18 protein-coding genes are annotated in these 23,700 nt (G+C 70.8%); 5 read left to right on the top strand and 13 right to left on the bottom strand.

Going from position 1 to position 23,700, the window contains the following annotated elements:
- Position 1: 1 nt before the first annotated feature.
- The 3 genes from PVK37_RS12085 to PVK37_RS12075 form a co-directional block, all read right to left on the bottom strand.
- On the bottom strand, positions 2-1,471 hold the full coding sequence (locus tag PVK37_RS12085) for a serine hydrolase domain-containing protein (protein ID WP_275033968.1): 1,470 nt from the start codon (positions 1,469-1,471) through the stop codon (positions 2-4).
- Positions 1,472-1,493: 22 nt separating this feature from the next.
- The gene (locus PVK37_RS12080) at positions 1,494-1,997 is read right to left on the bottom strand and encodes an ArsR/SmtB family transcription factor (RefSeq protein WP_275033967.1); all 504 of its coding nucleotides are present in this window, start codon (positions 1,995-1,997) and stop codon (positions 1,494-1,496) included.
- A gap of 281 nt (positions 1,998-2,278) precedes the next feature.
- Positions 2,279-4,162, bottom strand: a complete 1,884-nt coding sequence (locus tag PVK37_RS12075) for a metallophosphoesterase family protein (RefSeq protein ID WP_275033966.1) — start codon at positions 4,160-4,162, stop codon at positions 2,279-2,281.
- 196 nt (positions 4,163-4,358) lie between these two features.
- Between PVK37_RS12075 and PVK37_RS12070 the strand changes: the two genes are divergently transcribed.
- Both PVK37_RS12070 and PVK37_RS12065 read left to right on the top strand, forming a co-directional pair.
- On the top strand, positions 4,359-5,537 hold the full coding sequence (locus tag PVK37_RS12070) for an endonuclease (protein WP_275033965.1): 1,179 nt from the start codon (positions 4,359-4,361) through the stop codon (positions 5,535-5,537).
- 156 nt (positions 5,538-5,693) lie between these two features.
- Positions 5,694-8,036 carry an isoamylase gene (locus PVK37_RS12065; protein ID WP_275033964.1) on the top strand — a complete coding sequence of 781 codons (2,343 nt, stop codon included), beginning with the start codon at positions 5,694-5,696 and terminating at the stop codon, positions 8,034-8,036.
- Positions 8,037-8,052: 16 nt separating this feature from the next.
- Here PVK37_RS12065 and PVK37_RS12060 read toward each other — a convergent pair whose 3' ends face one another.
- A complete protein-coding gene (locus PVK37_RS12060) occupies positions 8,053-8,715 on the bottom strand; it encodes a hypothetical protein (protein WP_275033963.1) in 663 nt (220 codons plus the stop codon).
- 101 nt (positions 8,716-8,816) lie between these two features.
- On the opposite strand from PVK37_RS12060, the gene PVK37_RS12055 reads away from it, so the two are divergent.
- The gene (locus PVK37_RS12055) at positions 8,817-9,317 is read left to right on the top strand and encodes a flavoprotein (protein ID WP_275033962.1); all 501 of its coding nucleotides are present in this window, start codon (positions 8,817-8,819) and stop codon (positions 9,315-9,317) included.
- A gap of 360 nt (positions 9,318-9,677) precedes the next feature.
- On the opposite strand, the gene PVK37_RS12050 is transcribed toward PVK37_RS12055, so the two are convergent.
- The 4 genes from PVK37_RS12050 to PVK37_RS12035 all read right to left on the bottom strand — a co-directional run bounded on the left by PVK37_RS12050 (position 9,678) and on the right by PVK37_RS12035 (position 14,139).
- Positions 9,678-10,436 (bottom strand): hypothetical protein, encoded by a 759-nt coding sequence (locus PVK37_RS12050; protein WP_275033961.1) that lies wholly within the window; start codon positions 10,434-10,436, stop codon positions 9,678-9,680.
- Positions 10,433-11,116 carry a hypothetical protein gene (locus PVK37_RS12045; RefSeq protein ID WP_275033960.1) on the bottom strand — a complete coding sequence of 228 codons (684 nt, stop codon included), beginning with the start codon at positions 11,114-11,116 and terminating at the stop codon, positions 10,433-10,435. Before PVK37_RS12045 ends, PVK37_RS12050 begins: the two co-directional genes overlap by 4 nt.
- A 269-nt stretch (positions 11,117-11,385) precedes the next feature.
- Positions 11,386-12,705: an AAA domain-containing protein gene (locus PVK37_RS12040; RefSeq protein WP_275033959.1), complete on the bottom strand. Its 1,320-nt coding sequence runs from the start codon at positions 12,703-12,705 to the stop codon at positions 11,386-11,388.
- Positions 12,706-12,882: 177 nt separating this feature from the next.
- Positions 12,883-14,139, bottom strand: a complete 1,257-nt coding sequence (locus PVK37_RS12035) for a DNA sulfur modification protein DndB (RefSeq protein WP_275033958.1) — start codon at positions 14,137-14,139, stop codon at positions 12,883-12,885.
- A gap of 171 nt (positions 14,140-14,310) precedes the next feature.
- Between PVK37_RS12035 and PVK37_RS12030 the strand changes: the two genes are divergently transcribed.
- Positions 14,311-14,745 carry a VOC family protein gene (locus PVK37_RS12030; protein ID WP_275033957.1) on the top strand — a complete coding sequence of 145 codons (435 nt, stop codon included), beginning with the start codon at positions 14,311-14,313 and terminating at the stop codon, positions 14,743-14,745.
- Positions 14,746-14,799: 54 nt separating this feature from the next.
- Positions 14,800-17,919, top strand: coding sequence for a DEAD/DEAH box helicase (locus PVK37_RS12025; protein WP_275033956.1), 3,120 nt, complete (start codon positions 14,800-14,802; stop codon positions 17,917-17,919).
- 67 nt (positions 17,920-17,986) lie between these two features.
- Here the strand turns inward: PVK37_RS12025 and PVK37_RS12020 are convergent, their stop codons facing one another.
- From PVK37_RS12020 to PVK37_RS12000, 5 genes are all read right to left on the bottom strand, one after another.
- Positions 17,987-18,169 carry a hypothetical protein gene (locus tag PVK37_RS12020; RefSeq protein ID WP_275033955.1) on the bottom strand — a complete coding sequence of 61 codons (183 nt, stop codon included), beginning with the start codon at positions 18,167-18,169 and terminating at the stop codon, positions 17,987-17,989.
- 34 nt (positions 18,170-18,203) lie between these two features.
- Complete coding sequence (locus PVK37_RS12015) at positions 18,204-21,452, bottom strand: RHS repeat domain-containing protein (RefSeq protein WP_275033954.1); 3,249 nt, start codon at positions 21,450-21,452, stop codon at positions 18,204-18,206.
- Between the two features lie 447 nt (positions 21,453-21,899).
- Entirely contained in the window at positions 21,900-22,046 is a 147-nt protein-coding gene (locus PVK37_RS12010; protein WP_275033953.1) for a hypothetical protein, read from the bottom strand.
- 102 nt (positions 22,047-22,148) lie between these two features.
- Positions 22,149-22,907, bottom strand: a complete 759-nt coding sequence (locus PVK37_RS12005) for a MerR family transcriptional regulator (protein ID WP_275033952.1) — start codon at positions 22,905-22,907, stop codon at positions 22,149-22,151.
- A gap of 158 nt (positions 22,908-23,065) precedes the next feature.
- Positions 23,066-23,692, bottom strand: a complete 627-nt coding sequence (locus PVK37_RS12000; RefSeq protein WP_275033951.1) for a hypothetical protein — start codon at positions 23,690-23,692, stop codon at positions 23,066-23,068.
- Positions 23,693-23,700 lie beyond the last annotated feature (8 nt).

Genomic DNA, 23,700 nt, shown 5'->3' with positions numbered 1-23,700 from the left:
GTCAGAGCACGACCAGCAGCGCCAGTACGACCAGCGTCAGCTCGACCGCCGTGCCGCCCCACCGCCGCCAGGGCGGCGCCCCGGCCACCAGCGGCAACGCCGGCCACCGGCGGACGGCCGACACCAGCGCGGCGGCGCTCGCCGCGCAGCCGGCCGCCCACACCCAGCCGGGCACCAGCGTCCACTCCCCCAGCCGGTACGCGAGCAGCAACAACACCGGCGCCGAGACCGCCGTACCGGCCAGGGTCAGCCGGTCCGGGCCGCGCCGGACGATCGAGACCAGCGACCAGCCACCCATGAAGCTGAGCGTCACGGCCAGCCCGACCCCGACCCAGCCGGGCAGGCCGACGCCGTCCGTGCCGGCCAGGTCCTTCCCGGGTACGCCGAGCAGCCGCAGCCCGATCGGGTCGACCTTACGGTCGGTGTTGCCGAGCACCACCACGCCCCGGCCGGCGGCCCGGTCCAGCCCGACGTACGCCCGGAATCCGCCGGTGCCGCCGTTGTGCCAGACGATTTCCCGGTCGCCGTGCCGGGTGGTGAACCAGCCGTACCCGATGCGCCCCTGGTCACCGGCGTCGAAACGGGGCGTGGTGGCGTCCGCGCCCGGCCCGGTGCCGGCGAGGACCGCGGCGACGAGGGTGCCGAGGTCCCCGGCGGTGGACCAGGTGCCGACGCCGGCCGGGGTCCAGCCCGAGCCGGTCCACGGGTCGGCCGGTCGGCCGCCGGCCCGGCTGCCGGTGGCGTGCCCGGCGGGCGGGGCCGCCCCGTCCAGGTGGGCGGAGGTGTGGCGCATGCCCAGCGGGGTGAGCAGTTCCCGGTCCAGCAGCTCCGGGTAGCTGGTGCCGGCCTGCGCGGCGAGCGCCTGGCCGAGCAGGGCCGCGCCGAAGTTGGAGTAGTTCACCTCGCCCCGCCCGTCGCCCGGTTCGGTGCTGCTGGCGGCCCGGACCAGCCAGGCGGTGTCCTGCCCGGCGTACGGGTCGGCGGCGGCGAGGTTCGCCCACCAGATCCGGGCCAGGTGGACGGGTGAGGTGATCGGCACCCGGGGCAGGCCGGCGCGGTGGCTGGCGAGTTCGGCCAGGGTCACCTCGCCGGTCGGGCCGGTCACCGCCGGCAGCGCGTCGCGGAGCCGGTCGTCGGGACGGACCACGCCGGCGGCGATCCGGTCGGCGAGGAGCATGCCGGTGAGCGGCTTGGTGACCGAGCCGATCTCGAAGGTGGTGTCCGCTTCGACGGGTGCCCCGGCGGGGTTCCGCGCGCCGAGCCCGGCGACCCGGATCCGGCCCGGTTCGACCAGGGCCACCGAGAGCCCGCGCAGCCCTTCGGTGGCACCGACGGCGTCCCGGACGGCGGCGGCGAGGTCGGCGTCCCCGGTGGTCCGGTCGGTGAGGTGGGGTGGCCGGGGCATGCCCGCCAGGGCGATCCCCCCGGCGACGAGCCCGACCAGGATGGTGGCGATGGTCGACGTGCGCATGACGTGTTCCTTCCGGCCGGGGTCAGCGGCGGGCGGCGGTGAGGATGGCGAGCAGCGGGACCACCCGTTCGGCGGGGACCGCGTACCGGCCCCGGCCGGCGCTGCGCAGCCAGCCGGCGGCGGTGAGCTGGCGTAGGTGGTGGTGGAGCTGGCCGGTGGTGCCGAGTTCCTCGATCCCGGCGAGTTCGGCGGTGCCGCGCCGGCCGCCGAGGATCTCGCGCAGCAGCCGCAGCCGGACGGGGTGGGCCAGCGCGGTCAGCATGGGGGCGGCCTCGGTCCAGTCCTCGGCGAGTACGTCGTCGACGGGCAGGCCGTACTGCCAGTCGTACCGCTCGCCTTCGCCGAGGTCGACGGTGCCGGTGTAGAGGACCGCGCCGGGGTGTCCCTCGGGTAGTCGCCGTTTGAGCCCGTCGAGCGCCCAGAACGTGTCGGCGGCGGCGGTCGGGGGCGGCGCGGCGGCCCGCTGCTCCGTCAGCTCCGCGACCCGCGCTTCCAGTGCGGTTACCCGATCCTCCAGCGAACCCATGGCTCGATACTACGTAGTTACGTAGTTACGAACAAACGGGGGGTCAGCAGGCGGCACTCCGCCGGACGTGTTCCGGGAGGTCCAGCCACCAGGTGGCCGCCCGGCGGGTGATCTACAGCCCCTCGCTGCTGTGCCGGGGCGAGGCGGGATCCACGTACACCGCCTGGGCCTGACCTGAGACGACGGGTCGGTGCCGACCCGTCGAACCGCAGCCGCCGGCCGCCCCGGGACCGTGTCCGGGGGCGGCCGGCGTGCCGTCCGTGCCGTCGGGGTGGGGCGGCTCAGGTCAGCGGCAGCTCGTCGAAGAGGATCACCGGGGCGTCCGGCTGCCGGGTGTCGGAGCGGTACGAGCGCACCACCCCGGCCGCCGAGTCGAGCAGCGAGAAGACGGTGATGTCGTTGCTGGACACGTACGGCAGCGGCTTGCCGGCGGCGTCGGTCAGCGGCGCGATCGTCGGCACGATCGGGGTGAGGCCGCCCGGGTCGCCCTGCCGGATGTTGTCCGGGCTGTCCGGGAGGTTGCGGGACGCCCCGCTGGACGCGTCGTACGCGCCGTAGCTGTTGCCGACGTTCGAGGTCTCCAGCCAGTTCACCCCGTCGGCGTTGCGGAACCGGTTCCACAGGTGCGAGTGCCCGTTGTGGACCAGGTTCACGCCGCCGGCCGAGAAGAGCGGCTCCAGGTCGCGCAGGATGTGGTCGTCGGCCAGCGGGTACGTGTAGCTGACGGCGGTCACCGCGCCGGTCACCGGGTCCCGCGTGATCTTCTGCACCGGGTCGGTGAACGGCGGCGCGGAGTTGTCACCGAGCCCGTGCCCGGGGTGGTGGTACATGACCACCCGGTACTTCGCCTGCCGGGCGGCGCTGGAGGCCAGTTCCCTCTCCAGCCAGCGGTACTGCCGGGAGCCCCGCCTGACCGGCTCGAAGATGTGCTGGCCGTAGCCCCACTTCGACTCGTCGGCCAGGTCGGCCGGGGCCTCGGAGAACTTGCCCCGGGTGTTCGGCGCGGGTGAACGCCAGATCTGGGTGGCGAACAGGGTGATCAGGTGCACGTCGCCGATGGTCCGGGACCACCAGCGCGGCCCGCCGTCGGCGCTGCGCGGGTACGGGAACAGTTCCTCGTAGGTGGTGACGTCCCAGGAGTTCAACCGCAGCCAGGTCTGCTCGTCGATCCCGGCCGGGCGGGTCTGGAGCCAGCGGCGGCGGGCCACCTCGATCGGCTGCGGGTCGTTGAACTGGGCGTTCAGCCCGTCGGTGTCGGACCAGCGGCCCATCACCTCGTGGTTGCCGATGGCCGGGAACAGCGGCGAGTGCTGGATCAGCGGCGCGCCCCGGTAGGTGCGCCCGGCGATGGTGCGGTCGGCCCGGCCGGTCAGCCCGGCGAAGAACGCCCGCCCGTTGGTGCTGTCGAACCACTCGCTGGCCCGGTCCGGGATGTTGACCAGGTCACCGGCGACCAGGACGCCGTCCAGCCGGACGCCGGCGGTCTCGGCGACCTTCTCCAGGTTGGCCGGGGTCATGCCCATCAGCTGGTGGTCGCTGGTGAGCAGCAGCTTCACCGGCTTGCGGCGGGGCACGGCGGGGGCGAGCGAGTAGGCGGCGGTCACCGTGGCCCGGCCCAGGTGGTCGACGGCGACCACCCGGTACGGGGTGCGCTCGCCGGCCCGCAGGCCGGTCACCCGGACCAGGTGCCGGTACACCGGGCGGTCCACCACCGCGGTGTAGGTGCGGCCGGGTACCGCCGAGCCGGCGTCCTCCCGGGTCCGGCTCAGCCGGGCGGTGTCGGCGGTGAGCCGACGCCAGCCGGGGCCGGCGGCCCGCCGGCCGGTGGCCGCGGCGAGGGCGGCGGTGTCGTCGAGGGCGGCCACCGCCGGGCCGACCAGCACCACCTGGGTGATGCCGTACTCCTCGGTGTGCCAGACGACGTGGACGCTGTCCGCCTGCGGGTCGAGCAGGTACGGCTCGCAGAGCAGCGGCCGGCCGCCGAGCCGGGGCGGCACGTCCCCGGCGGGGTCCGGGCCGTGGGCGGGGCTGGCGGCGGCCGGCGCGGCGGTGCCGGCGACGATCCCCGCGGCGACGGCGGCACCGCCGGCGAGGGCGAGCACATTACGGCGGGTGAGGTTCGTCGGGTCGTCGTCGGCGGGCAGGTCAGGGTGGTTCTCGGTCATGACCTGCAGCTCAACGTACCCGCCTGACGTCCGGCCGCCGGCCGGGTGAACGGCACCACGCAACGGGGTGAAGCGGAGCCGGCCGGGCGGTTCACCCGGTCACGGCGCGTCACCGCGTTCTCGTTCCCTCGTGGAATGTTGCCCTCGACATCTCCCGCTGTTCACGTCACTGCCGATAGCATCGCTGGGCATGAATATGAGGAGCGTAGTCCGCTCGCGACCCGGGCGGTTGATCACCGCCTTCGCGCTGACCGTCGCCGTGGCGACACCCGTCGTGGCGACCTCGGCGTCCGCCGCGACCACCCTGACCGTGGCCCAGGCGCTCGCCGCCCAGGACGGCCGCACGGCGACCGTCACCGGGTACGTGATCGGCCAGCCCACGGCCAGCAGCACGGTGCTCACCTCCGGCTTCACCGCCGACACCGCGATCGCCATCGCCGACTCGGCGGCCGAGACGAGCACCGGCCGGATGCTCTACGTCCAGATCACCAGCGCGTACCGGACCCAGTTCGGGCTGCTCACCAACCCGGGCCTGCGCGGGAAGGCGATCACCGCGACCGGCGTGCTGACCGCGTACTTCAGCCACGGCGGGCTGAAGTCACCGACCGCGATGAGCCTCGGCGGCGGCACCACCCCGTCGCCGACGCCCACGCCGGGCCCGACCGGCACCGTCCCGGGCGGGGACTACGACACGACGTACTACGCCAGCGCGATCGGCAAGACCGGCACCGCGCTGCGGAGTTCCCTGCACTCGATCATCAGGGTGCACACGAAGCTCTCCTACGACCAGGCGTGGGAGGCGCTCAAGGACACCGACCAGGACCCGGCGAACGCGAATAACGTCATCCTGCTCTACTCCGGACGCTCGCAGAGCAAGAGCAGCAACGGCGGCGGCGCGAACGACTGGAACCGGGAACACGTCTGGGCCAAGTCGCACGGCGACTTCGGCACCTCCACCGGGCCGGGCACCGACGTGCACCACCTGCGTCCCGAGGACGTGACGGTCAACTCGACCCGGGGCAACAAGGACTTCGACCTCGGCGGCAGCGCGGTCGCCGAGGCCCCCGGCAGCTACAGCGACGCCGACTCGTTCGAGCCGCGCAACGCCGTCAAGGGCGACGTCGCACGCATGATCATGTACATGGCGATCCGGTACGAGGGGACCGACGGCTGGCCGAACCTGGAGCTGAACAACTCGGTCAACAACGGCACCGCGCCGTACCACGGCAAGATGTCGGTGCTGCTCCAGTGGCACCAGGCCGACCCGCCGGACACTTTCGAGAAGCGCCGCAACCAGCGGATCTACGAGCGTTGGCAGGGCAACCGGAACCCGTTCGTCGACCACCCGGAGTGGGCCACCTCGATCTGGGGCTGAGCCGGGCAGCGCGGCCGGCCCCGGAACGGCTCCCGGGGCCGGCCGCAATGCATCGACGCACGGCGAACTCTTTACCGGCCTGAAATCGACTGTTATCTTTTCGGCAATCGCTGCAAGGTCTTGCAGCGCCCGTACCCCCGGACGTCGGAGCAGGCCATGTCCGTACCCCGAGCCCGGCGCGTCCGGGCCACCCTCGCCGCCCTCGTCGGCCTCACCCTGACCGCCGTCGTCACGCCCGTGCTCGACGTCGCGCCACCGCCCGCCGCCGCCGCGATCGACGCCCGCACCCTCGGCGCGCGCTACGACGGCACCGGGGCCCGGATCACCTTCCGGGTGTACTCGTCGGCCGCCACCCGGATGACCGTCAACCTCTACGCCGCACCCACCGGCACCAGCGAGAACGCCTCCTACCTGCTCACCCGGGACGCCTCCGGGGTGTTCAGCGCCACCGTCGAGGTCAGCGCCCTGCGGGCCGCCGGGATCGCCGGCACCGTCTACTACGGCTACCGGGCCTGGGGGCCGAACTGGCCGTACAGCGCCTCCTGGACCAAGGGTTCGACGGCCGGGTTCGTCGCCGACGTGGACGCCGCCGGCAACCGGTTCAACCCCAACAAGCTGCTCCTCGACCCGTACGCCCGGGAGATCAGCCACGACCCGCTGCGCCCCGGCATGACCAGCTCCACCACGTACGCCTCCGGGCCGGCGTACCGAACCATCGACAGCGGACCGCACGCCGCCAAGGGCATCGTGCTGTCCGCCACCACCCCCGCGTACGGCAGCAAGCCGACCCGGCCCCTCAAGGACGACCTGGTGTACGAGGTGCACCTGCGCGGCCTGACCATGAACGACCCGGCGGTGCCGGCCGCCTACCGGGGCACCTACCGGGGCGCTGGGCTGAAGGCCGCCTACCTGGCCTCGCTCGGGGTGACCGCGGTGGAGTTCCTCCCGTTGCAGGAGACCCAGAACGACACCAACGACGTCGACCCCACCGGCACGGCCGGCGACAACTACTGGGGTTACATGACGGTCAACTACTTCGCCCCGGACCGGCGGTACGCCTACGACCGCTCCCCCGGCGGACCGACCCGCGAGTTCCAGCAGATGGTCAAGGCGTTCCACGACGCCGGGATCAAGGTGCTGGTCGACGTGGTCTACAACCACACCGGCGAGGGCGGCGTCTACAGCGCCGGCGTGTCGAACGTCTACGACATCGTCTCCTGGCGCGGACTGGACAACCCCACCTACTACTCGCTCACCGCCGACCGGCAGTCGTCCTGGGACAACACCGGCGTCGGCGGCAACTACAACACCTACAATCCGGTCGCCCAGGACCTGATCGTCGATTCGCTGGCGTACTGGAAGGACACCCTCGGGGTGGACGGGTTCCGGCACGACCTCGCCTCGGTGCTCGGCAACACCTGCCAGCACGGCTGCTTCACGTACAACAAGACCGACCCGAACACCGCGCTCAACCGGATCACCCGGGAGATGCCGTCCCGCCCGGCCGGCGGCGGCGCGGGAGTGGACTGGATCGCCGAACCGTGGGCGCTGGGCAACGGCACCTACCAGGTGGGGAACTTCCCGGCCGGCTGGGCCGAGTGGAACGGCCAGTACCGGGACACCCTGCGCCGCGACCAGAACAAGCTCGGCGTCGACCCGGTCACCCCGGGGCAGCTCGCCGACCGGTTCGCCGGCTCCTCCGACCTGTACGGCGACGACGGCCGGCGGCCCTGGCACTCGGTCAACTTCATGGTCGCCCACGACGGGTTCACCCTGGCCGACCTGTACGCCTGCAACGGCAAGAACAACACCCAGCCCTGGCCGTACGGCCCCTCCGACGGCGGCAGCGACGACAACGTCTCCTGGGACCACGGCGGGGTGGCCGCCGACCAGCGCCGGGCGGCCCGCAACGGGCACGCCTTCCTGATGCTCTCCGCCGGCACCCCGATGATCACCGGTGGGGACGAGACACTGCGCGGAATGCGGTGCAACAACAACCCGTACAACCTGGACTCGTCGGCGAACTGGCTGGGCTGGAACCCGACCGCCGACCAGACCACCTTCCGGACCTTCGCCGCCCGGCTGGCCGCGTTCCGGCACGCCCACCCGGCGCTGCGCCCGGCGAACTTCTACTCCGCCGCCGACACCAACGGCAACGGCCTGGCCCAGTTGGCCTGGTTCACCCCGGCCGGCACCGCACCCGACGGGGCGTACTGGGGCAACGCCGGCAACCACGCGCTGGCCTGGCGGATCGACGGCACCGAGTTCGGCGACCCGGCGTCGGCCATCTACGTCGGCTACAACGGCTGGTCCGGGGACGTGAACTTCACCCTCCCGTCGCCGGGCACCGGAAAGCAGTGGTACCGGGTCACCGACACCGCGAGCTGGGCAGAGGGGGCGAACCAGGTGGCCGCGCCCGGGTCGGAGGCGCTGATCGGCGGCCAGGGCACCAGCTACCTGCTGCGCGGCCGCAGCCTGCTCCTCCTGATCGCGAAGTAGCGGGTGCCGCCCCGGCTCAGCCGAGCGGAGCCGGCCGCCCCCGGGACGGCTCGCCGGACAGCGGCAGTTCCTCCACGTGCCGCCACTCCAACACGTCACCACGCGCCAGCGCCGCCTCCCCCCAGGACACCCGCAGCAGGCCGTCCTCCGAGTTGGCCGCGTACCCGACCAGCAGCACCCTAGGGTCGGCGGCGACCCCCTCGACAGCCTCGCGCAGCGGCCCCCGCTCCCGGGACTCGTCCGGGGTGACCGGCATCATCGGCAACGGCACCTCCCGGTAGGCGGGCTCCGGCCCGAACAGCACCAGCAGATCCCGCGCGAGCCGGCCCAGATCACGACCCGGATGTACGCTCGCCAGGTCCACGTTCCCGCGCTTGGCGTACCGCCAGGGCAGCAGGACGTGACCACGGCAGACGGTGACCCGCACCTGCGCGCCCGGCGGATGCACGTCGGTGACGTCGGGCAGGTCCCGCAGGTGCTCGTGCAGCACCTCGTACTGCTGTTTCCAGCGGACCGGCCCGAAGGCGTGATCGGTGTCCAACTCGGACGCCTCGTGCGCGTCCCGGGCCAACTCGACCGCACGGTGCAGCGCCGCCGGGATCCGCTGCCACAGCGCCGCCGCCAGGGTTGGCCCGAACCGCTCGATCGACCATCGGGACGGACCGTCGGCAACCCCCACGCCGCTCACCCCCCGTGTCCAGGAGCACACGTTCCGGCAACAACGTTCTCACGTCCACCGATCGAAAGGAAGGTCGCGGCCGGCCCCCGTACCGTGATCCCATGACGAGTCAGCCCGTGCTCTACCTGGTGGTATCCGCCGCTGGACCGGCGCAGCACATCGACGATCTGGTCGGCCTGTTGATCGCCGACGGTTGGACGGTCTGCCTGATCCTCACCCCCACCGCCGCCACCTGGCTCGACCGCGCCGCCCTCGCGGAACGGACCGGCCACCCGGTACGCGTCGAGTGGCGGCTGCCCGGCGACCCCGAGCCGCATCCGGAGGCCGACGCCGTCGCCGTCGTACCGGCCACCTTCAACGTGATCAACAAGTGGGCGACCGGCGTCAACGACACCCTCGCCCTGGGCATCCTCAACGAGGCGCTCGGCGCGGGCGTACCGGTGCACGCCTTCCCCCGCGTCGGCGACCTCGGCAACCACCCCGCCTACCCCGGGCACCTCCGGCTGCTGCGGGACGCCGGCGTCCAGGTCACCGACCTGCCCGACATACGCCGCGACGGCTGGCAGCCGGTCGTGGACACCCTCCGCCCCACGAAACCGTGACACCACCCGCCAGGCCGCCCGCCCCGTCACCCGTCACCCGTCACCCGTCACCCGTCACCCGTCACCCGTCACAACATGCGGCATGTTGGCGTCTCCGACAAGGATGACCGCCCCAGATGCCGCATCTCGTGTCGACCAGCCAGCTGGCAAGCCGGCCGCCGCGCCAGAAGCTGCCCGGCAGCTGGATCCGGGAACCGGCGGCCGCAGACGTACACGTCTCGGCCGGGTCAGTGATGCCGCAGCGGCACGGTCGACGCGTCACCTCCTCCGTCCGCCTCCCCGAGGATCGTGGGAGAAGGCGGGCCTGCTGGTCGGCCGGTCGTACGGGGTTCGGCGGACGGACGGCGCAGCGGAAAGCGGTCAGGCAGAAGCGTGTGGCCGCCAGTGGCGGCTGCCCGGGTGCGGAACCCGTGCGGAGGTGCCGTCCGGGCTGAACCTCACCCAGCCGTGATCGCCCGTGACGACCTGTGGAACGGGAACCAGGGTCTCACTCTCCGTCGTGACAGCAGCCACGTTCAGCCGCCATCTCATCAGGCTCTGCGAGTCGGTCAACGGGGCCAGGCGCCAGATTCGCGTCTCGCCCGGGGCGAGGACGGCGGGAAACGTCACGTCGGGACGGAGAGCGTTGCCGTCCGGGCCGACGGTCGGACGGATCAGCGGGGGCTGTGTATCGAGCAGAATCTCGACGTCCGGTACAGCAGCCTCGATCCGGCTGCCGATCGCGACCTCCGCCTCACCGAGCGGCAGCTCGTCGATCACCGCAGCGCTGAGGGTGACGCGCACGCTGAGGTGTGGTTCGTGGGACACCACCCGCAGATAGAGCTGGTAGCCGCTGGCCGGCACGTCGATCGGGTCCGGCCCCAGTGCCGTGCTCGGGTGGCAGTGCCGCCAGCTGTCCATGTCGAAGCGGGCCGCCACCTCGACGCGAGGGCCGGCACCATCGACCGCAGTCGGCAAGGGCGGTGGAACGGACTCGCCCGACGGCTGCGGCTGCGGCTGCGGCTGCGGCTGCGGCTGCGGCTGGACCTTCCTTGGTCGGCTGCTCCGATGCCACGCGATCAGCCCCAACGCACCGCCGATCATCAGTAGCAGTACGGCGGTCATGCCCATCGCGCTCACCTGATGACCTCCCTGAGTCCGTTCCGTCCGATGGTGCGGAAGGGCTGACCAGCCGCCATGATCCGGTACGTTCCGCTCCGGCCGTGCCGTGTCCAGTCGAGCAGCAGATACCAGCTGACCTGGTCACGGCGCAGCTCCACCGTCACGTCGATGACCTCGGGGTCGGACGGCGAAACCGAGAACGGGAAGTCGACCCCGGCCCGCTGCGGGTGAACCCTCGGCGGATCCGCGTCCAGGTGCATCGTGAACCGACGTGGCTCGACGATGCCCAACGTGGGCTTGGGTATCCGCGTGGCGTCAACCCGATCACGGGAGACCACGACCGGGCGTAGCCCCTTCAGCACGACGGTGCCGTCCGTGGACTCGACGATAATTCGCAGGCTGTGACCGCTGATCGGCAGGAGACGACCGTCGTCCCGCCGGGCGAGTTCCTCCACGTCCTTCACCTCGGCGGCCACGCGGAGCGGACTGGTCTCGTCGGTGGCCGGCGCTTCCGGCCCGCTGCCCCGCAAGTTCCGCTGCTCGCTTCTCGACGTACGCAGCCAGACGACAAGCGGAACCACCAGGGGCGGAACCGCCAGCACCACCGAAACCAACTGGGCGACGTTGGCCGCGTCCTGCAGGCCCCGCAGTTGCAGTGTCACACCGACGATCAGCACCACAGCGGCGAGGGAGAACACGCAGATCGTCACCATGGTCAGCCAGCCGATACGTCTGATCAGCTTCCTGACCGCCATCCCGACTCTCCGCCCTGGACCCACCGCTGTGGAACAGTCACCCATGGTACGTGGCCGGTACCGACTGTTGATGCCCCACAAAGTCCGCTGTCCTCGATCAGTCCAGCCCCTGATGGGAACTACCGAAGATCCGGGAGAGGCATCGCGCCGTCGCTGCCGTCCACACCGCACCGGTCGCACCACGACCGGCTACCGGCACGACAGCGCACACGTCAGACGGATACTCGAGTGCCCAGAAAGTGCGACTGCATCGACTGGTTCGCTTCCCAGCCGTCGGGGAACTTGACCGGGACGTTGAGGTGCACCACCTCGGTCGACGGGTGGGCGTCCAGCAGTTCCGCGATCCCGGCCCGCGCCACCACGATGCAGGCGTGCCGGTGCCGGGACGTCAGCACGCACAACCGCCCCGACTCCAGGTGGAACCCGGTGGCGTCCCGCCGGCCGGAGAGCGGGTGCAGGACGATCGTCACGTCGTACTCGCGGCCCTGGAGCCGGTTGGCGGTGTCGACGGTGACGCCCGCACCCGCCTCGCCCAGCCGGGCGCGGATGGCCGCGACCTGGTCGCGGTGCGCGGCCCCGACGGCGATCCGGGACGCGTCGACCGGGGAGGACTCGCCGGACGAGTATGCCACCGCGCCGCGCTGCAACACCCGCAGCGCGAGGGCAGCACAGGCGGCTGCCGCCTCGGAATCGGTACGCAGGGTGTGCCGGGCGGGCAGCTCGTACAGCGCCCAACCGGAGGTGGCGGCCAGCTCCACCGCCGCGTCGACGGTGTCGCCCGGCCCGGCCTCGGTGAACGTCAGCACCCGGTCGTCCGGCCCGGTCCCGGCCCGGAACCCGGTGAACGGGTAGAACGCCCGCGCCACCACCGGGGCCGCCGAGGCGGGCAGCCGCCAGGACACCGGCAGCCGGTGCACCGGCAGGTCCGGGTTGTGGCGTAACAGCACCGCCACCGCCGACTGCATCGGATCCCAGGTCAGGCCGGTCCAGCGCGCCACGTCGACGGTGGAGAACGGGTCGAGCTGCCCGGGATCCCCTACGAACAGGGCCCGCTCGAACCTGCCGGCCACGCGCAGCAGAGCGTCGGACCGCATCTGGTACGCCTCGTCCACGATCGCCCACGGCCAGGAGCCCTCGGTGACGGTGGCCCACTTGGCGGCCGTCCCGATGATGACGGCCGGACCGCCCAGGTCGGCGACCTTCGCGGCGACCCGGACCGTCTCGTGCGCGGTGATCCGCTCGGACGGCCGGTAGTCGCCGGCCGACAGCCGGCCGATCCGCAGCCCGGGGGCCTTGCGGGCGAGCCGGTCGATCAGGTCGTCCACCTGCTCGTTGGTCTGCGCGATGATGATCAGCGGCTCGCCGGCCCCGGCCAGCTCGGCGGCGGCCCGGACCACGAGGGTGGACTTGCCGGCCCCGGGCGGCGAGTCGACCACCACGCCCCGGTGGTCGCCGGAGCGCAGGTCGGCCAGGACGGCCGTGATAACCCGCTCCGCCTCCACTGCCGGCGGCAGTTCCAGGGCAGCCCGCATCGACTCCACCTCCTTGCATGCCGACCGTACGGACACTACCCGCCGATTCCGACAGCCTTCGAAGGGGTTCTCATTAGCGAGAGAACGGGCCTCTGGTGTCGGCCCGACAACCCCGAAGAGCCTTGCTCCGCGCATCCGATGCGGCCCAGACACACGGAGCAAGTGCAATTTCGGCCACTAGATTCCGGCGCCAACCAGAGGGTCGATGCCAGGTATCGCGCCGTCGGCCACATCGACAGAAGGCAACCCGATCGCGGACATCACCCTCTTGGCAGCGAGCCGCCCTGGCGAGCGAGTCGTACTGATTTTGTCGCCCGAGATGATGTTGCCTCGCCAGATCTCGGCCTCCCGCCGCCAGTCGACCTTGGTAGCAAGGTCTACGTAGCGATCGATGCGCCATTCCGGATCTTGGTTCTTCTCGATTTCATAGGCGACGTGACCAATGATCACCAACCCAGTGGCAGTCATGTTGATGTAATGCCTTCGGAAATCTACCACCTGATTGGCCGGGCCACCCGAGGTAGGTAGCTCCGAAATAACCGACCACGGCGCCATGTGTTTGGTCAGGATGTCCATCATCGAGAGGGTCCGCTCAACGAAAGCGTCCTGCTTGTAGGTCGAGCCTATCACCTGATTGCTCCTGGCAGGAATGCTCGACTCGCTCAGGGCGTAGTCGCGGAAAAGCAGCTCCTTCACCATCCCCCGAACCTGGTTGAGCAGGAAGATCGCAGGGGAGTTCTTGGACAGACTCTTCGAAGTCTCGTCGATTCGTCCATGGAACAGCCTCGAGCCGTCCACGATCTTGGTCAACACTCGGTTCAGCGGCTCTCGGGTGTTGAAGGCCGCCAGAAGGCTTGCCGGGATCTGCTTCGTCTGAGCCGCGTCAGCAAAGTCTTGATGGATTCGAGCAAGGTCGGGCTCGACAACGATGACCACGGACACGCTTTCACTCATGAACATAGAGTCAGGGCCGTTCAGCGACTCACTCGCCTTCGAAATCGCGGCGAGCCGATGCTGTCCATCGGTCACGGAGAACCTGGTCTCGTCACCGATGACAACGAACCCGACCGTTGTGGCGAAGTTGCCACGTGGAACGTGAATAGCCGGGACAGAACGGACATTCAGCGTCAATGGCGGCAGGATGTAGTTTCGCTCGTTCTCCACCAGGTACTTGCTGATCGCACGCACATGCGTCGAGTCCATCGGGCGGTTCGTCGCCATTCGGGGGTTGCCACCCTTGGCAGCAGGCTCGGCCACGACATGCTTCACGAGGAACGCGTTCGAGAACGCGGTAGTGAGCATGAGCCGTCCACCTTGCTGGAAAACCACACAGGTGAAGGAACGGCCGCCACAGGCAGACGCCGCTTCACTTGCGGCCTGCTGGGCGGCAGTCAGGGAATCATGCTGGGTGAGACCCAGCTCGGCGGTCAGCATCTGTGACAAGCTCCGTCCATTGTGGAATCGAGCCGCCGACGTTAGCACATCACGTAGGACGTCCTGAAGAGCACGTAGTACGTCACCAAGAGCACGTACTACGCGTCGAATCAACGTTCATCTTTTGGCGATAGCCCGAAGCACGCGACACGGCGGCGGTACGGTGCGGGGATGGAACAGCGGATCAGCCTGGTCACGCTCGGCGTGGCCGACCTGGACCGGGCCCGGACGTTCTACGAGCGGCTCGGCTGGCAGGGCCAGGAGGTCGAGCGGACGGTCTTCTTCCAGGCCGGCGGTCTGGTTGTCGTGCTCTGGGGCCGCGACCAGCTCGCCGAGGACGCCGGCCTCAGCAACCCGACCGGTGACGGGTTCGGCGGCATCACCCTGGCGCACAACGTGCGTATCCGGGATGAGGTGGATGCGGTGCTGACCGTGGCGGAGACCGCCGGGGCGACGATCACCCGGCCGGCCCGGGAGACCTTCTACGGTGGGTACGCCGGCTGCTTCGCCGATCCGGACGGGCACGTCTGGGAGATCGCGCACAACCCGGGGTTCACCCTTGCCCCGGACGGCACGCTCACCGTCCCCGACTTCGGGCCGCGCTGAGAGCGAGACCGACCCGGGACGCCGCGTGCCGTCCACAGTCGATAGCGTGCGGCGGTGACCGTACCGGGCCGGGGCATCTACGAGCATCTGATCACGCGTGAGCTGGCCGAGCGGCTGCGACAGGTCGACCCGGCTCTGGTCCGGCACGATGAGCTGGAGCCGGCCGACGCGCCGGACGTGCTGGCCCGGCACCTCGCCACGCTGGCCCGGCGGGCGTTGCGCGCCGTACCGGGTGGTCCGGACCAGCTCGTTCGGCAGGTCGAGGTCGCCAACGCCATCGCCGCCGGCATCGCCGCGCTCGCGCCGGCCGCGACCGGCGTCGAGGACCAGATTCTCGACGCCCGGAACCTGCTGCACGCCATCGCGGCCCCGCCGGCTCCGCCCGCCGCACCGAGTTTTCCGGTACGCCCCACCGCCCCGCTGTCCACCGGCGCGTTGCTGGTGAACGGACGGCACCAGCCCCGGATCGGGTCCGAGGTGGTCCGGGAAATGGCGTCGGCCGAGCAGGTCGATCTGCTCTGCGCGTTCGTGAAGTGGTACGGACTGCGGATCGTGGAGCCGGCGATCCGGGAGCTGATCGACCGGGGCGGGAAGCTTCGGGTGATCACCACGACGTATCTGGGGGCGACCGACCAGCGGGCCCTGGACCGGCTGGTCGAACTCGGGGCCGAGGTGCGGGTCTCGTACGACACCCGGACCACCCGGCTGCACGCCAAGGCCTGGCTGTTCCGCCGGGGCAACGGCCTGAGCAGCGCGTACGTCGGCTCGTCGAACCTGTCGAAGTCGGCGCTGGTGGACGGGGTCGAGTGGAACGTCCGGGTCGCCGAAGCGGAGCAGCCGCACGTGCTCGACACGTTCACCGCGACCTTCGAGGGCTACTGGAACGACGTGGCGTTCGAGGCGTACCACCCGGGGCGGGACGCCGAGCGGCTGCGGCTGGCGCTGCGCGGGGAACGGCCCGCCGGCCCCGGCACCGAGATCAGCGGCGTGGACGTGCGGCCGTACCCGTACCAGGCGGAGATCCTGGCCGACCTGGACGCCGAGCGGCTGGTGCACGGGCGCTGGCGGAACCTGGTGGTGATGGCGACCGGCACCGGCAAGACGGTGGTGGCCGCGCTGGACTACCGCCGGCTGGCCCGTGCCGGTCGGGTCGACTCGCTGCTGTTCGTCGCGCACCAGGAGCGCATCCTCACCCAGAGCCGCTCGACGTTCCGGCAGGTGCTGGGCGACGGCAGCTTCGGTGAGCTGCTGGTCGGCGGCGAAGCGCCGGGGCGGTGGCGGCACGTGTTCGCGTCGGTCCAGTCGCTGCACCGCCGGGAGATCGACCCCGGGGCGTACGACATGGTGATCGTGGACGAGTTCCACCACGCCGAGGCGCCCACGTACGCCCGGCTGCTGGAGCGGCTGCGGCCGCGCGTACTGCTGGGACTGACCGCGACCCCGGACCGGGCCGACGGCGGCGACGTGCGGCGGTGGTTCGACGGCCGGGCGGCGGTGGAGCTGCACCTGTGGGAGGCGCTGGAGCGGCAGTTGCTGGCCCCGTTCCAGTATTTCGGCCTGCACGACGACACCGACCTGTCGGTGGTGCGGTGGCGGCGCGGACAGGGCTACGACCGTGACGAGTTGGCCGGGGTCTACACCGGCAACCACGCCCGGGCCCGGATCATTCTGGCCGCCGTACGGGAGAAGGTCGACGTCGGGCGGATGCGGGCGCTCGGCTTCTGCGTGAGCATCGGGCACGCCGAGTTCATGGCGGACTGGTTCTCCCGGCACGGCGTACCGTCGGCGGCGGTGACGTCGTCGGTCGACCGGCCCGCCCAGCACGCGCTGCTGCGCGATTTCCGGGCCGGGAAGCTGCGGGTGCTGTTCACGGTCGACCTGTTCAACGAGGGCGTCGACCTGCCGATGGTGGACACCATCCTGCTGCTGCGGCCCACCGAGAGCGCGACGGTCTTCCTCCAGCAGCTCGGCCGGGGCCTGCGGCTGGACGACGACAAGGCGTGCCTGACCGTGCTGGACTTCATCGGCGCGCAGCACGCCGACTTCCGGTTCGACCTGCGCTGGCGGGCGTTGACCGGGTTGAGCCGGCGGGGCGTCACCGAGGCGGTCCGGGACGACTTCCCGTCGTTGCCGAGCGGCTGCCACATCGCGCTGGACCGGGTGGCGAAGGAGGTGGTGCTGCGTAACCTGGAACGGGCGTTGCCCACCTCCCGGAAGGGCCTGGTCGCGGAGCTGCGCCGGCTCGGGGACGTACCGCTGGCGGAGTTCCTCCGCGACACCGGCCTGGAGATCGAGGACCTGTACCGCTCGGCGGGCCTGGGTGGCTGGGCGGGACTGCGGCGGCTGGCCGGGCTGGACGCCTCGACTCCCGGCCCGGACGACCGGGAGCTGGGGCGGGCGATAGGCCGGATGCTGCACCTGGACGACCCGGACCGGCTGGACCTGCTGCTGGAGCTGGCCGACGACGACCCGGGCCAGGGGGACGGCCCGCTCCGGCCGGCTGACGACGGACCGGGACCGGTACGGTCGGGGCGGCTGCGGGACATGCTGTACGTGTCACTGTGGCACCGGCTGCCGCCTGGTCGGGCCGCCGAGGGTCTGGCCCGGCTGCGGGCCGAACCGGCACGCCGCGCCGAGTTGCGGGAGGTGGCCGGGGTGCTGCGGGACCGGATCCGCCGGGTCACCCGGCCGGCACCGTCGCCCCGGCTGCCGTTGCGGGTGCACGCCCGGTACAGCCGCAACGAGGCGTGCGCGGCGTTCGGTATGCCGAACCCGACGTCGCTGCGGGAAGGGGTGAAGTGGCTGGCGGCCGAGCAGGCCGACCTGTTCTTCGTGACGCTGGTGAAGTCCGAGCGGCACTACTCCCCCACCACGATGTACGCCGACCGGGCGGTCACCGAGACCCTGTTCCAGTGGGAGTCGCAGAGCACCACGTCGACCCACTCGCCGACCGGGCAGCGGTACGTGCACCATGCCGCGCAGGGCTCGACGGTGCACCTGTTCGTGCGGCAGAGCCGGGTGCCGGATGGTGACCTGGGCGCGCCGCCGTATCTGTACGCGGGGCCGATGACGTACCGGGAGCACCACGGGGACCGGCCGATGCGGATCCTGTGGGAGCTGGCCCACCCGCTCCCCGCCGACGTGTACGCCGCCGCCCGGACTCTCGCCGCCTGAGCGTTCCCGACCGCCGGGCGGAGGACCAGGGAACGGTCCTTCGCCCGGCGGCGTTCACATGGCGTCGTCAGCGGCGGCCCGGTCCTCGCCGTATCAGCTGGATCAGCGCAACGACCAGCACCAGGACAATGAACACTGCTGATACCACCACGAAGGTTTCCGGGTTTCGGTCACCCACGGTGCTGGCGAGCGCGAATCCGGCGACGGCGCCCAGGCTGATCAGGATCACGGCGAGAGGTGATCGTTTCACGGGTCCGCTCCTTCTGGAGGTGGCAGCCAGGGAACTAGTTGTTCTCGAAGTAGGTCTCGGTCAAACCACCGAGGCAGCCGGTGATCATCCCGATCGGTGCGGAGGCGATCACGACGCCCCACCCGACCGGACCGAACAACGCCCCCAGCCCGGTTGCGGTGACCCCGGCGACCGCTCCCCCAAAGCCCTTGGTCAGACATGAGTCGACGTACTCGTTCCCCGTATCGAGGCCGGTGGGGTCCGTGTAGTTGACGGGGTTGCAGGCGGCGTAGGCGTAGCGGTTGCCCTTCTGCGGGTTACCGATGAAGCTCAGGTTGTCCTGCTGGGTGAACCGGCCCTGGACGGGGTTGTACCAGCGCTGCCCGAACTTGGTGAGCGTGCTGCTCTGGTCGTACGTGCCACCGGCGTAGCGGATCAGGTTGGTGTGCGGCAGGTTGTACTCGTCGCTGGTGAGCAGCTTGCCGTACGGCTCGTAGGTGTACCGGGCCGACACGGTGCCGTCGGCCTTGACGATCGCCACCACCGAACCGAGCCCGTCCAGCACGTACGCGTGGTCGGTGTTGGCGATCCGCAGCCCCAGCGGGGTGCCGAGGCCGTCGCGCTCGGCGTAGACCGGGGTGCCGTTCGGGTTCCACGACTGCAACCAGGGCATGCCGTGCTGGTCCTCGAGGCCGTACCGCAGGGTGGTGGTACCGGCGGCGGTCAGCTCGACCTGGTCACTGCCGGCGTAGGTGTAGCTGGTCGAGCCGCTGCCGGCGGACGTGGCGGTCATCTGCTCGGCGGCGTTGTAGCTGAGCGTGCCGATCGACGGGGCGCTGGTCTTGGTCTGGTTGCCCCGGCCGTCGTAGGTGTTGTTGGTGGTGGTGACCTGGTTCGCGGTGTTGAAGGTCAACGTCTGGGTGGTGGTGCCGTCGACCTTGACGCTGGTCCGGTTGCCGTTGGTGTCGTACCCGTACTCGTAGGTCTTGCCGTGGTGGTTGGTGGCCTTGGTCAGCCGGTTGCCGTCGTCGTAGCTGAACTGGGTGACGGCGCCGGTGGTCTCGTCCTTCTGCCACTGCCGCAGTCCGGTGTCGTCCGTCTTCTCGGTGGAGCAGCCCTGCCCGGCGACGTACTTCGCGTGACAGTAGGAGACGTCGAAGACGGTGGCCGGGCTGGCCGAGTTGCGGGTGGCGGTGATCCGGGTGGGCCGGTCCGACCGGTCGTAGACGGTCTTGACCCGCAGCGCGTACGCGCTGTTGGTGTCGTTGGTGGCGAACCAGGTGTTCTCCCGGTTGCCGTCCTTGTCGTACGAGAAGTTGTAGCGGGTGCCGCCGGCGGTGTCCATCCGGACCAGCCAGTTGCGGGTGTTGTAGTAGTAGCTGGTGGTGCCCCGGCCGTCGGTCAGCTCGGTGAGGTTGCCGACCGCGTCGTACCGGTAGTCCAGGGTGCCGCCGGCGTCGGTGCGCTGCCGGGTCCGGTTGAGGTTGTCGTAGACCCAGGTGGTGGTGCCGGTGGCGTCGGTCCGGCTGATCACGTTGCCGGCCCGGCCGTAGGAGAAGGTGACCGGAGTGGTGGTCGCGCAGCCGGAGTAGCTGATGCTGGCGATCCGGTCGTCCTTGCTGTAGTCGTACGTGGTGACGCAGCCGTCGGTGACGGTCTTGAGTCGACCCAGGTCGTCGTAGGTGAAGGTCTTCTCGGCCAGGCCGTTGCCGGTCGGCGGGGTCACCTTGGTCACCTGCTTGTTGCTGTCGTACGTGTAGGTGGTGGGGTTGCCGGTGTTGCCCGGGTCGGTGGAGTTCTTCACCGTGCCGTTGCTGTTGTACTCGACCTTGGCTTCGGCGGCGAGCGCGTCGGCGGTGGCGGTGCGGTTGCCCGCCCCGTTGTAGGTGTACGTGGACGTCTTGCCCTGCGTGTCGATCGACGAGGAGGGCTGGAAGTTCGCCGTCGGGTTGGTCGAGGTCGCCGCGTTCGCGTACGCGGCCTCGGCGCTGGCCCCGGTCGGTGACACCGACTTGGTGACCGACTCGCCGGCGTTCGCCCCGAAGGTGTTGGTGATCTCCGCGCCTTCCGGCGACGTCGACGACTTGATGTCCTGGTACGGGGTGTACTGCTTGCTGCGGCTGTTGCCGGCCGGGTCGGTGACGTCGGTGACCCGCTTGTCGGCGTTGTGGTCGTAGACGGTGTGCGGCACCGCCGAGACCGGCTGGGACAGGTCCTGCCGGGCGTCGGCGACCAGGGTCCGGGACGCCGTCGGGTAGGCGAACCGGGTGGTGACGCCGTCCCCGGTGACGTGGTTGAGGACCTGCTTCACCGAGGTCACCCGGTGCTGGCCGTCGTAGGTGATGGTGACGTACGCGTCGTCCTTGGGCCAGATCTTCACCAGGTCACCGTTGGTGTCGTACTCGAAGGTGACCCGGCGGGACGAGGCCGCGCTCTGGATCGCGGCGAGCCGGTTGGCGCTGTCGTACTCGTAGCTGACCTCGCGGAGGGTGCCGTACCCGTCGGACTGCCGGTACGAGACGAGCCGGTCACCGGTGTAGCTGACGGTGGCGGTGCGGGCGCTGGTCACGCCCCGGTCCGAGGTGACCGTGGTCATCTTCCCGGCGCTGTACGCGAAGTCGGTGACGTTGCCGTTGCGGTCCTCGGTCTTGTCGAGCAGGCCGGCGGAGGTGAAGAAGAGTTTCCGGCCGTCGCCGTGTTCGGTGAGCTTCCACCCGGTGCCCTCGTGGGCGAGGGTGGCCTTGAACTCGCCGGGGGACGTGTAGCCGGAGCCGGACGCGGTGAACTTCCCGACCACACCGTCGGCGGCGGCGTAGGTGACCGAGCCGTCGTCGGCCGGGTAGAGCTTCACGTCCACGCCGGAGCGGGTACGCCAGCCGGGGCCGTGCGCCCCGACCTCGAGGTCGCTGCCGAGCAGCAGGCTGTTGAACGACGCGCCGATCGTCAGGTTCTGGGCGACGCCGGGCAGGGTCAGTTCGGTGCTGGCGAGCATCAGGTTGCCGGAGGCCACGTTGACCTTGGTCTCCAGCCGGTCGGTCAGCGAGAACGAGATCTCGGTACCGTTGCGGACCGGCCCGGTCCCCTTGGGCACCGACGGTGCGGCCCCGGCGACGCGCGGGCTGGCGGCGCGTTTCGGTGAGTCGAACAGCCACGTCTTCGACCCGGATCGCGGTGAGAACTCGGATTCGACGGCCGGTGACGGCTTCGTCGACGCGGCACCGGCCCGGTTGCCGCCCGGCGCGGCCTCCGCCCGGCTGCCGCCCGGCGCGACCAGCGCCGACGCGACGGCCACGGCGACGGCCACCCCCACTACTGCACTACGTTGCCCCATTGCTCTCCCTATGCGCACTCCGATGGACGGTTCCATCGGGTCGGTGCCATGCGTGAGTCACCGGCCACCGCGTCACGGCACGACGGGTGGTCGGTTCGGAAAGATGGCAGGTGTCCGCCGCGGCACGGCGTTCCTCGACCGCTGCCAGTGGTGCGGCACCGCGAGAAGCGGCGACTGTCCCCAGCCCAGGGCAGCGTCATGCCCCGGTGGGCGCAGCGGTCAGGATTCGATGGACGCCACAGCGCACGATTTCATGAAGAGCCCCCGTGTAATGGTTGTCGTACGACAACCTTCACTGAAAGCTATCGATCGACATGATCGCTGTCAACGCGTCGGCGTCGGGGTGGACGCCCGGTGGAACAGGAGAGGTCGAACGCCGGTCGCGTCCTCCGGGAGCGGGCGGACGGCGAACGCCACAGCTCAGGGGGCCTCGACAGTGGAGATGCGGGACGCGTCGAGGATGGCGACCACCTCGGCGACCGCCTTGGCGACCACCGCCCGGGAGGCGGCGAGATACTCCTCCCGGGCGGCGGGCTCGACGTGCAGCGTGCCGGCGATGATCAGCACGGGACCTCCCTGACGGACTCGACGCCGGCCGCCGCACGGTCACGCACCGCCGGGGCAGGCCGTCAGGCTAGCGCCGGGCACCGACACGGATCCCGGGACACCTCACGACCGGCTGATCGCGTTGGCGTGGATCGCCTCGTTCAGGTACCCGGTCAGCCCCGGCCTGAGCTGCTCGTAGGTGGCGGTGAACCGGGGGTCGGCCACGTACATGTCGGCCAGCCCGGTGTGGATCTCGTAGCTGCACTCGTAGAACCAGCGGCTGATGTGCGCCCGGTGCTCCTCGGCCAGTTCCATGGCCGCCGGTCCGTCGGCCGGGGCGCCGGACTCGATCAGCGCCACCAGCCGCCGTCCCCAGTCCTCGACCTCGGCCCTGATCCGCGCCCAGTCCTCCTTGCTGTAGCCGGAGGTCCGCCGGGCCGACTCCCGGTACGCCTCGGTGCCGCCCCAGCGCTGCTCGGCCTCCTCGGCGTACGTGTCGGGGTCGAAGTCACCGAAGACCTCGAACCGCTCCTGCGGGGTGAGTCGGATGTTCATCTTCTTCGCCTCCATCGCGAACTCGACCGCCAGCACCATCTCCTGTAGGCGCTTGACCCGGACCGTCAGCAGTTCGTGCTGGCGGCGCAGGTGCGCCACCGGGTCGGTGCCCGGGTCGTCGAGGATGGCGGCGATCTCCTCCAGCGGGAACCCCAGCTCCCGGTAGAAGAGGATCTGCTGAAGCCGGTCCAGGTCGGCGTCGTCGTACCGGCGGTACCCGGCCGGGGTCCGTCCGCTCGGCGACAGCAGCCCGATCTGGTGGTAGTGGTGCAGGGTCCGTACGGTGATCCGGGCCAGCCGGGCCACCTCTCCCACCGTGTGCGCCATGGTTCCCTCCCTTCTCTGCGCCCCAGGCTCCCGCCTGCCGTTACGTGAGGGTCAAGTCCGATTCTGCGCGCCGGCGGTGGCCTGCCGCGCCGGGCCCGAACGCCGACGCCCCCGGTTCCGCTGGCCGCGGGACCGGGGGCGTCGAGGCGTGGCGCAGGTCAGACGCGCACCTTCTCGGCGGCGGCGAAGGTCGCGGTCGCCGGGGTACGGGCGGCGTGCACGAAACCGGCGACCGAGAGCAGGAACAGCAGCCCGGCACCGAGGTACATGGCCAGCGCGCCCTGCTGGGCCTTGACCCCGAACTCGCTGAAACCGTACGAGGTGAGCAGCAGGCCGCGCAGCGTCTCGCCCTTGAACACCGTCTCCCGCTGGCCCTGGACCTGGGCGAGCTGCTTCTCCAGCTCCGGCAGGGCCGGGTCGTTGGCCTGCCGCGCCGCGGTGACCTTCGCCTGGAGTTCGCGCTCCGGGGTGCCGAGGGAGGCGTACGTCTCGCCACCGGCGATCGACTTCAGGTGCAGCCCGATGTACTCGTTGGCGTAGCACTCGGCCTGCTTGCCGCTGGTCATCAGCTTGCCGGCGTTCTCCACCAGGCAGTCGGCCTTCTTCTCCTCGGCGGAGAGGTTCGCCGCCGGGGTGAACCGGATGTTCTGCTCGCTCAACTGGTCCCGGACGTAGTCGTTGGCGAAGTTGGCGTTGGCGGACAGCACCAGGCCGACGATGAGCAGGAGGACGGCCAGGCCGAGGCCGCCGATGCTGAACAGGATGTCGAGAGTACGGCGCTTCATGTCGATCT

This window comes from Micromonospora cathayae (assembly GCF_028993575.1).
Lineage (GTDB): Bacteria > Actinomycetota > Actinomycetes > Mycobacteriales > Micromonosporaceae > Micromonospora > Micromonospora cathayae.
The sequence above is the reverse complement of the archived record's forward strand: the minus strand, read 5'-3'. Positions and strand labels throughout refer to the sequence as shown.

Bases quoted from the DNA above. Each gene is read 5' to 3' on its own strand.
- PVK37_RS12040 (WP_275033959.1), bottom strand. From the start codon at position 12,705: ATGCGGGCTGCCCTGGAACTGCCGCCGGCAGTGGAGGCGGAGCGGGTT.
- PVK37_RS12080 (WP_275033967.1), bottom strand. From the start codon at position 1,997: ATGGGTTCGCTGGAGGATCGGGTAACCGCACTGGAAGCGCGGGTCGCG.
- PVK37_RS12000 (WP_275033951.1), bottom strand. From the start codon at position 23,692: ATGAAGCGCCGTACTCTCGACATCCTGTTCAGCATCGGCGGCCTCGGC.
- PVK37_RS12030 (WP_275033957.1), top strand. From the start codon at position 14,311: ATGGAACAGCGGATCAGCCTGGTCACGCTCGGCGTGGCCGACCTGGAC.
- PVK37_RS12065 (WP_275033964.1), top strand. From the start codon at position 5,694: ATGTCCGTACCCCGAGCCCGGCGCGTCCGGGCCACCCTCGCCGCCCTC.
- PVK37_RS12075 (WP_275033966.1), bottom strand. From the start codon at position 4,162: ATGACCGAGAACCACCCTGACCTGCCCGCCGACGACGACCCGACGAAC.
- PVK37_RS12085 (WP_275033968.1), bottom strand. From the start codon at position 1,471: ATGCGCACGTCGACCATCGCCACCATCCTGGTCGGGCTCGTCGCCGGG.
- PVK37_RS12035 (WP_275033958.1), bottom strand. From the start codon at position 14,139: ATGCTGACCGCCGAGCTGGGTCTCACCCAGCATGATTCCCTGACTGCC.
- PVK37_RS12070 (WP_275033965.1), top strand. From the start codon at position 4,359: ATGAGGAGCGTAGTCCGCTCGCGACCCGGGCGGTTGATCACCGCCTTC.
- PVK37_RS12005 (WP_275033952.1), bottom strand. From the start codon at position 22,907: ATGGCGCACACGGTGGGAGAGGTGGCCCGGCTGGCCCGGATCACCGTA.
- PVK37_RS12055 (WP_275033962.1), top strand. From the start codon at position 8,817: ATGACGAGTCAGCCCGTGCTCTACCTGGTGGTATCCGCCGCTGGACCG.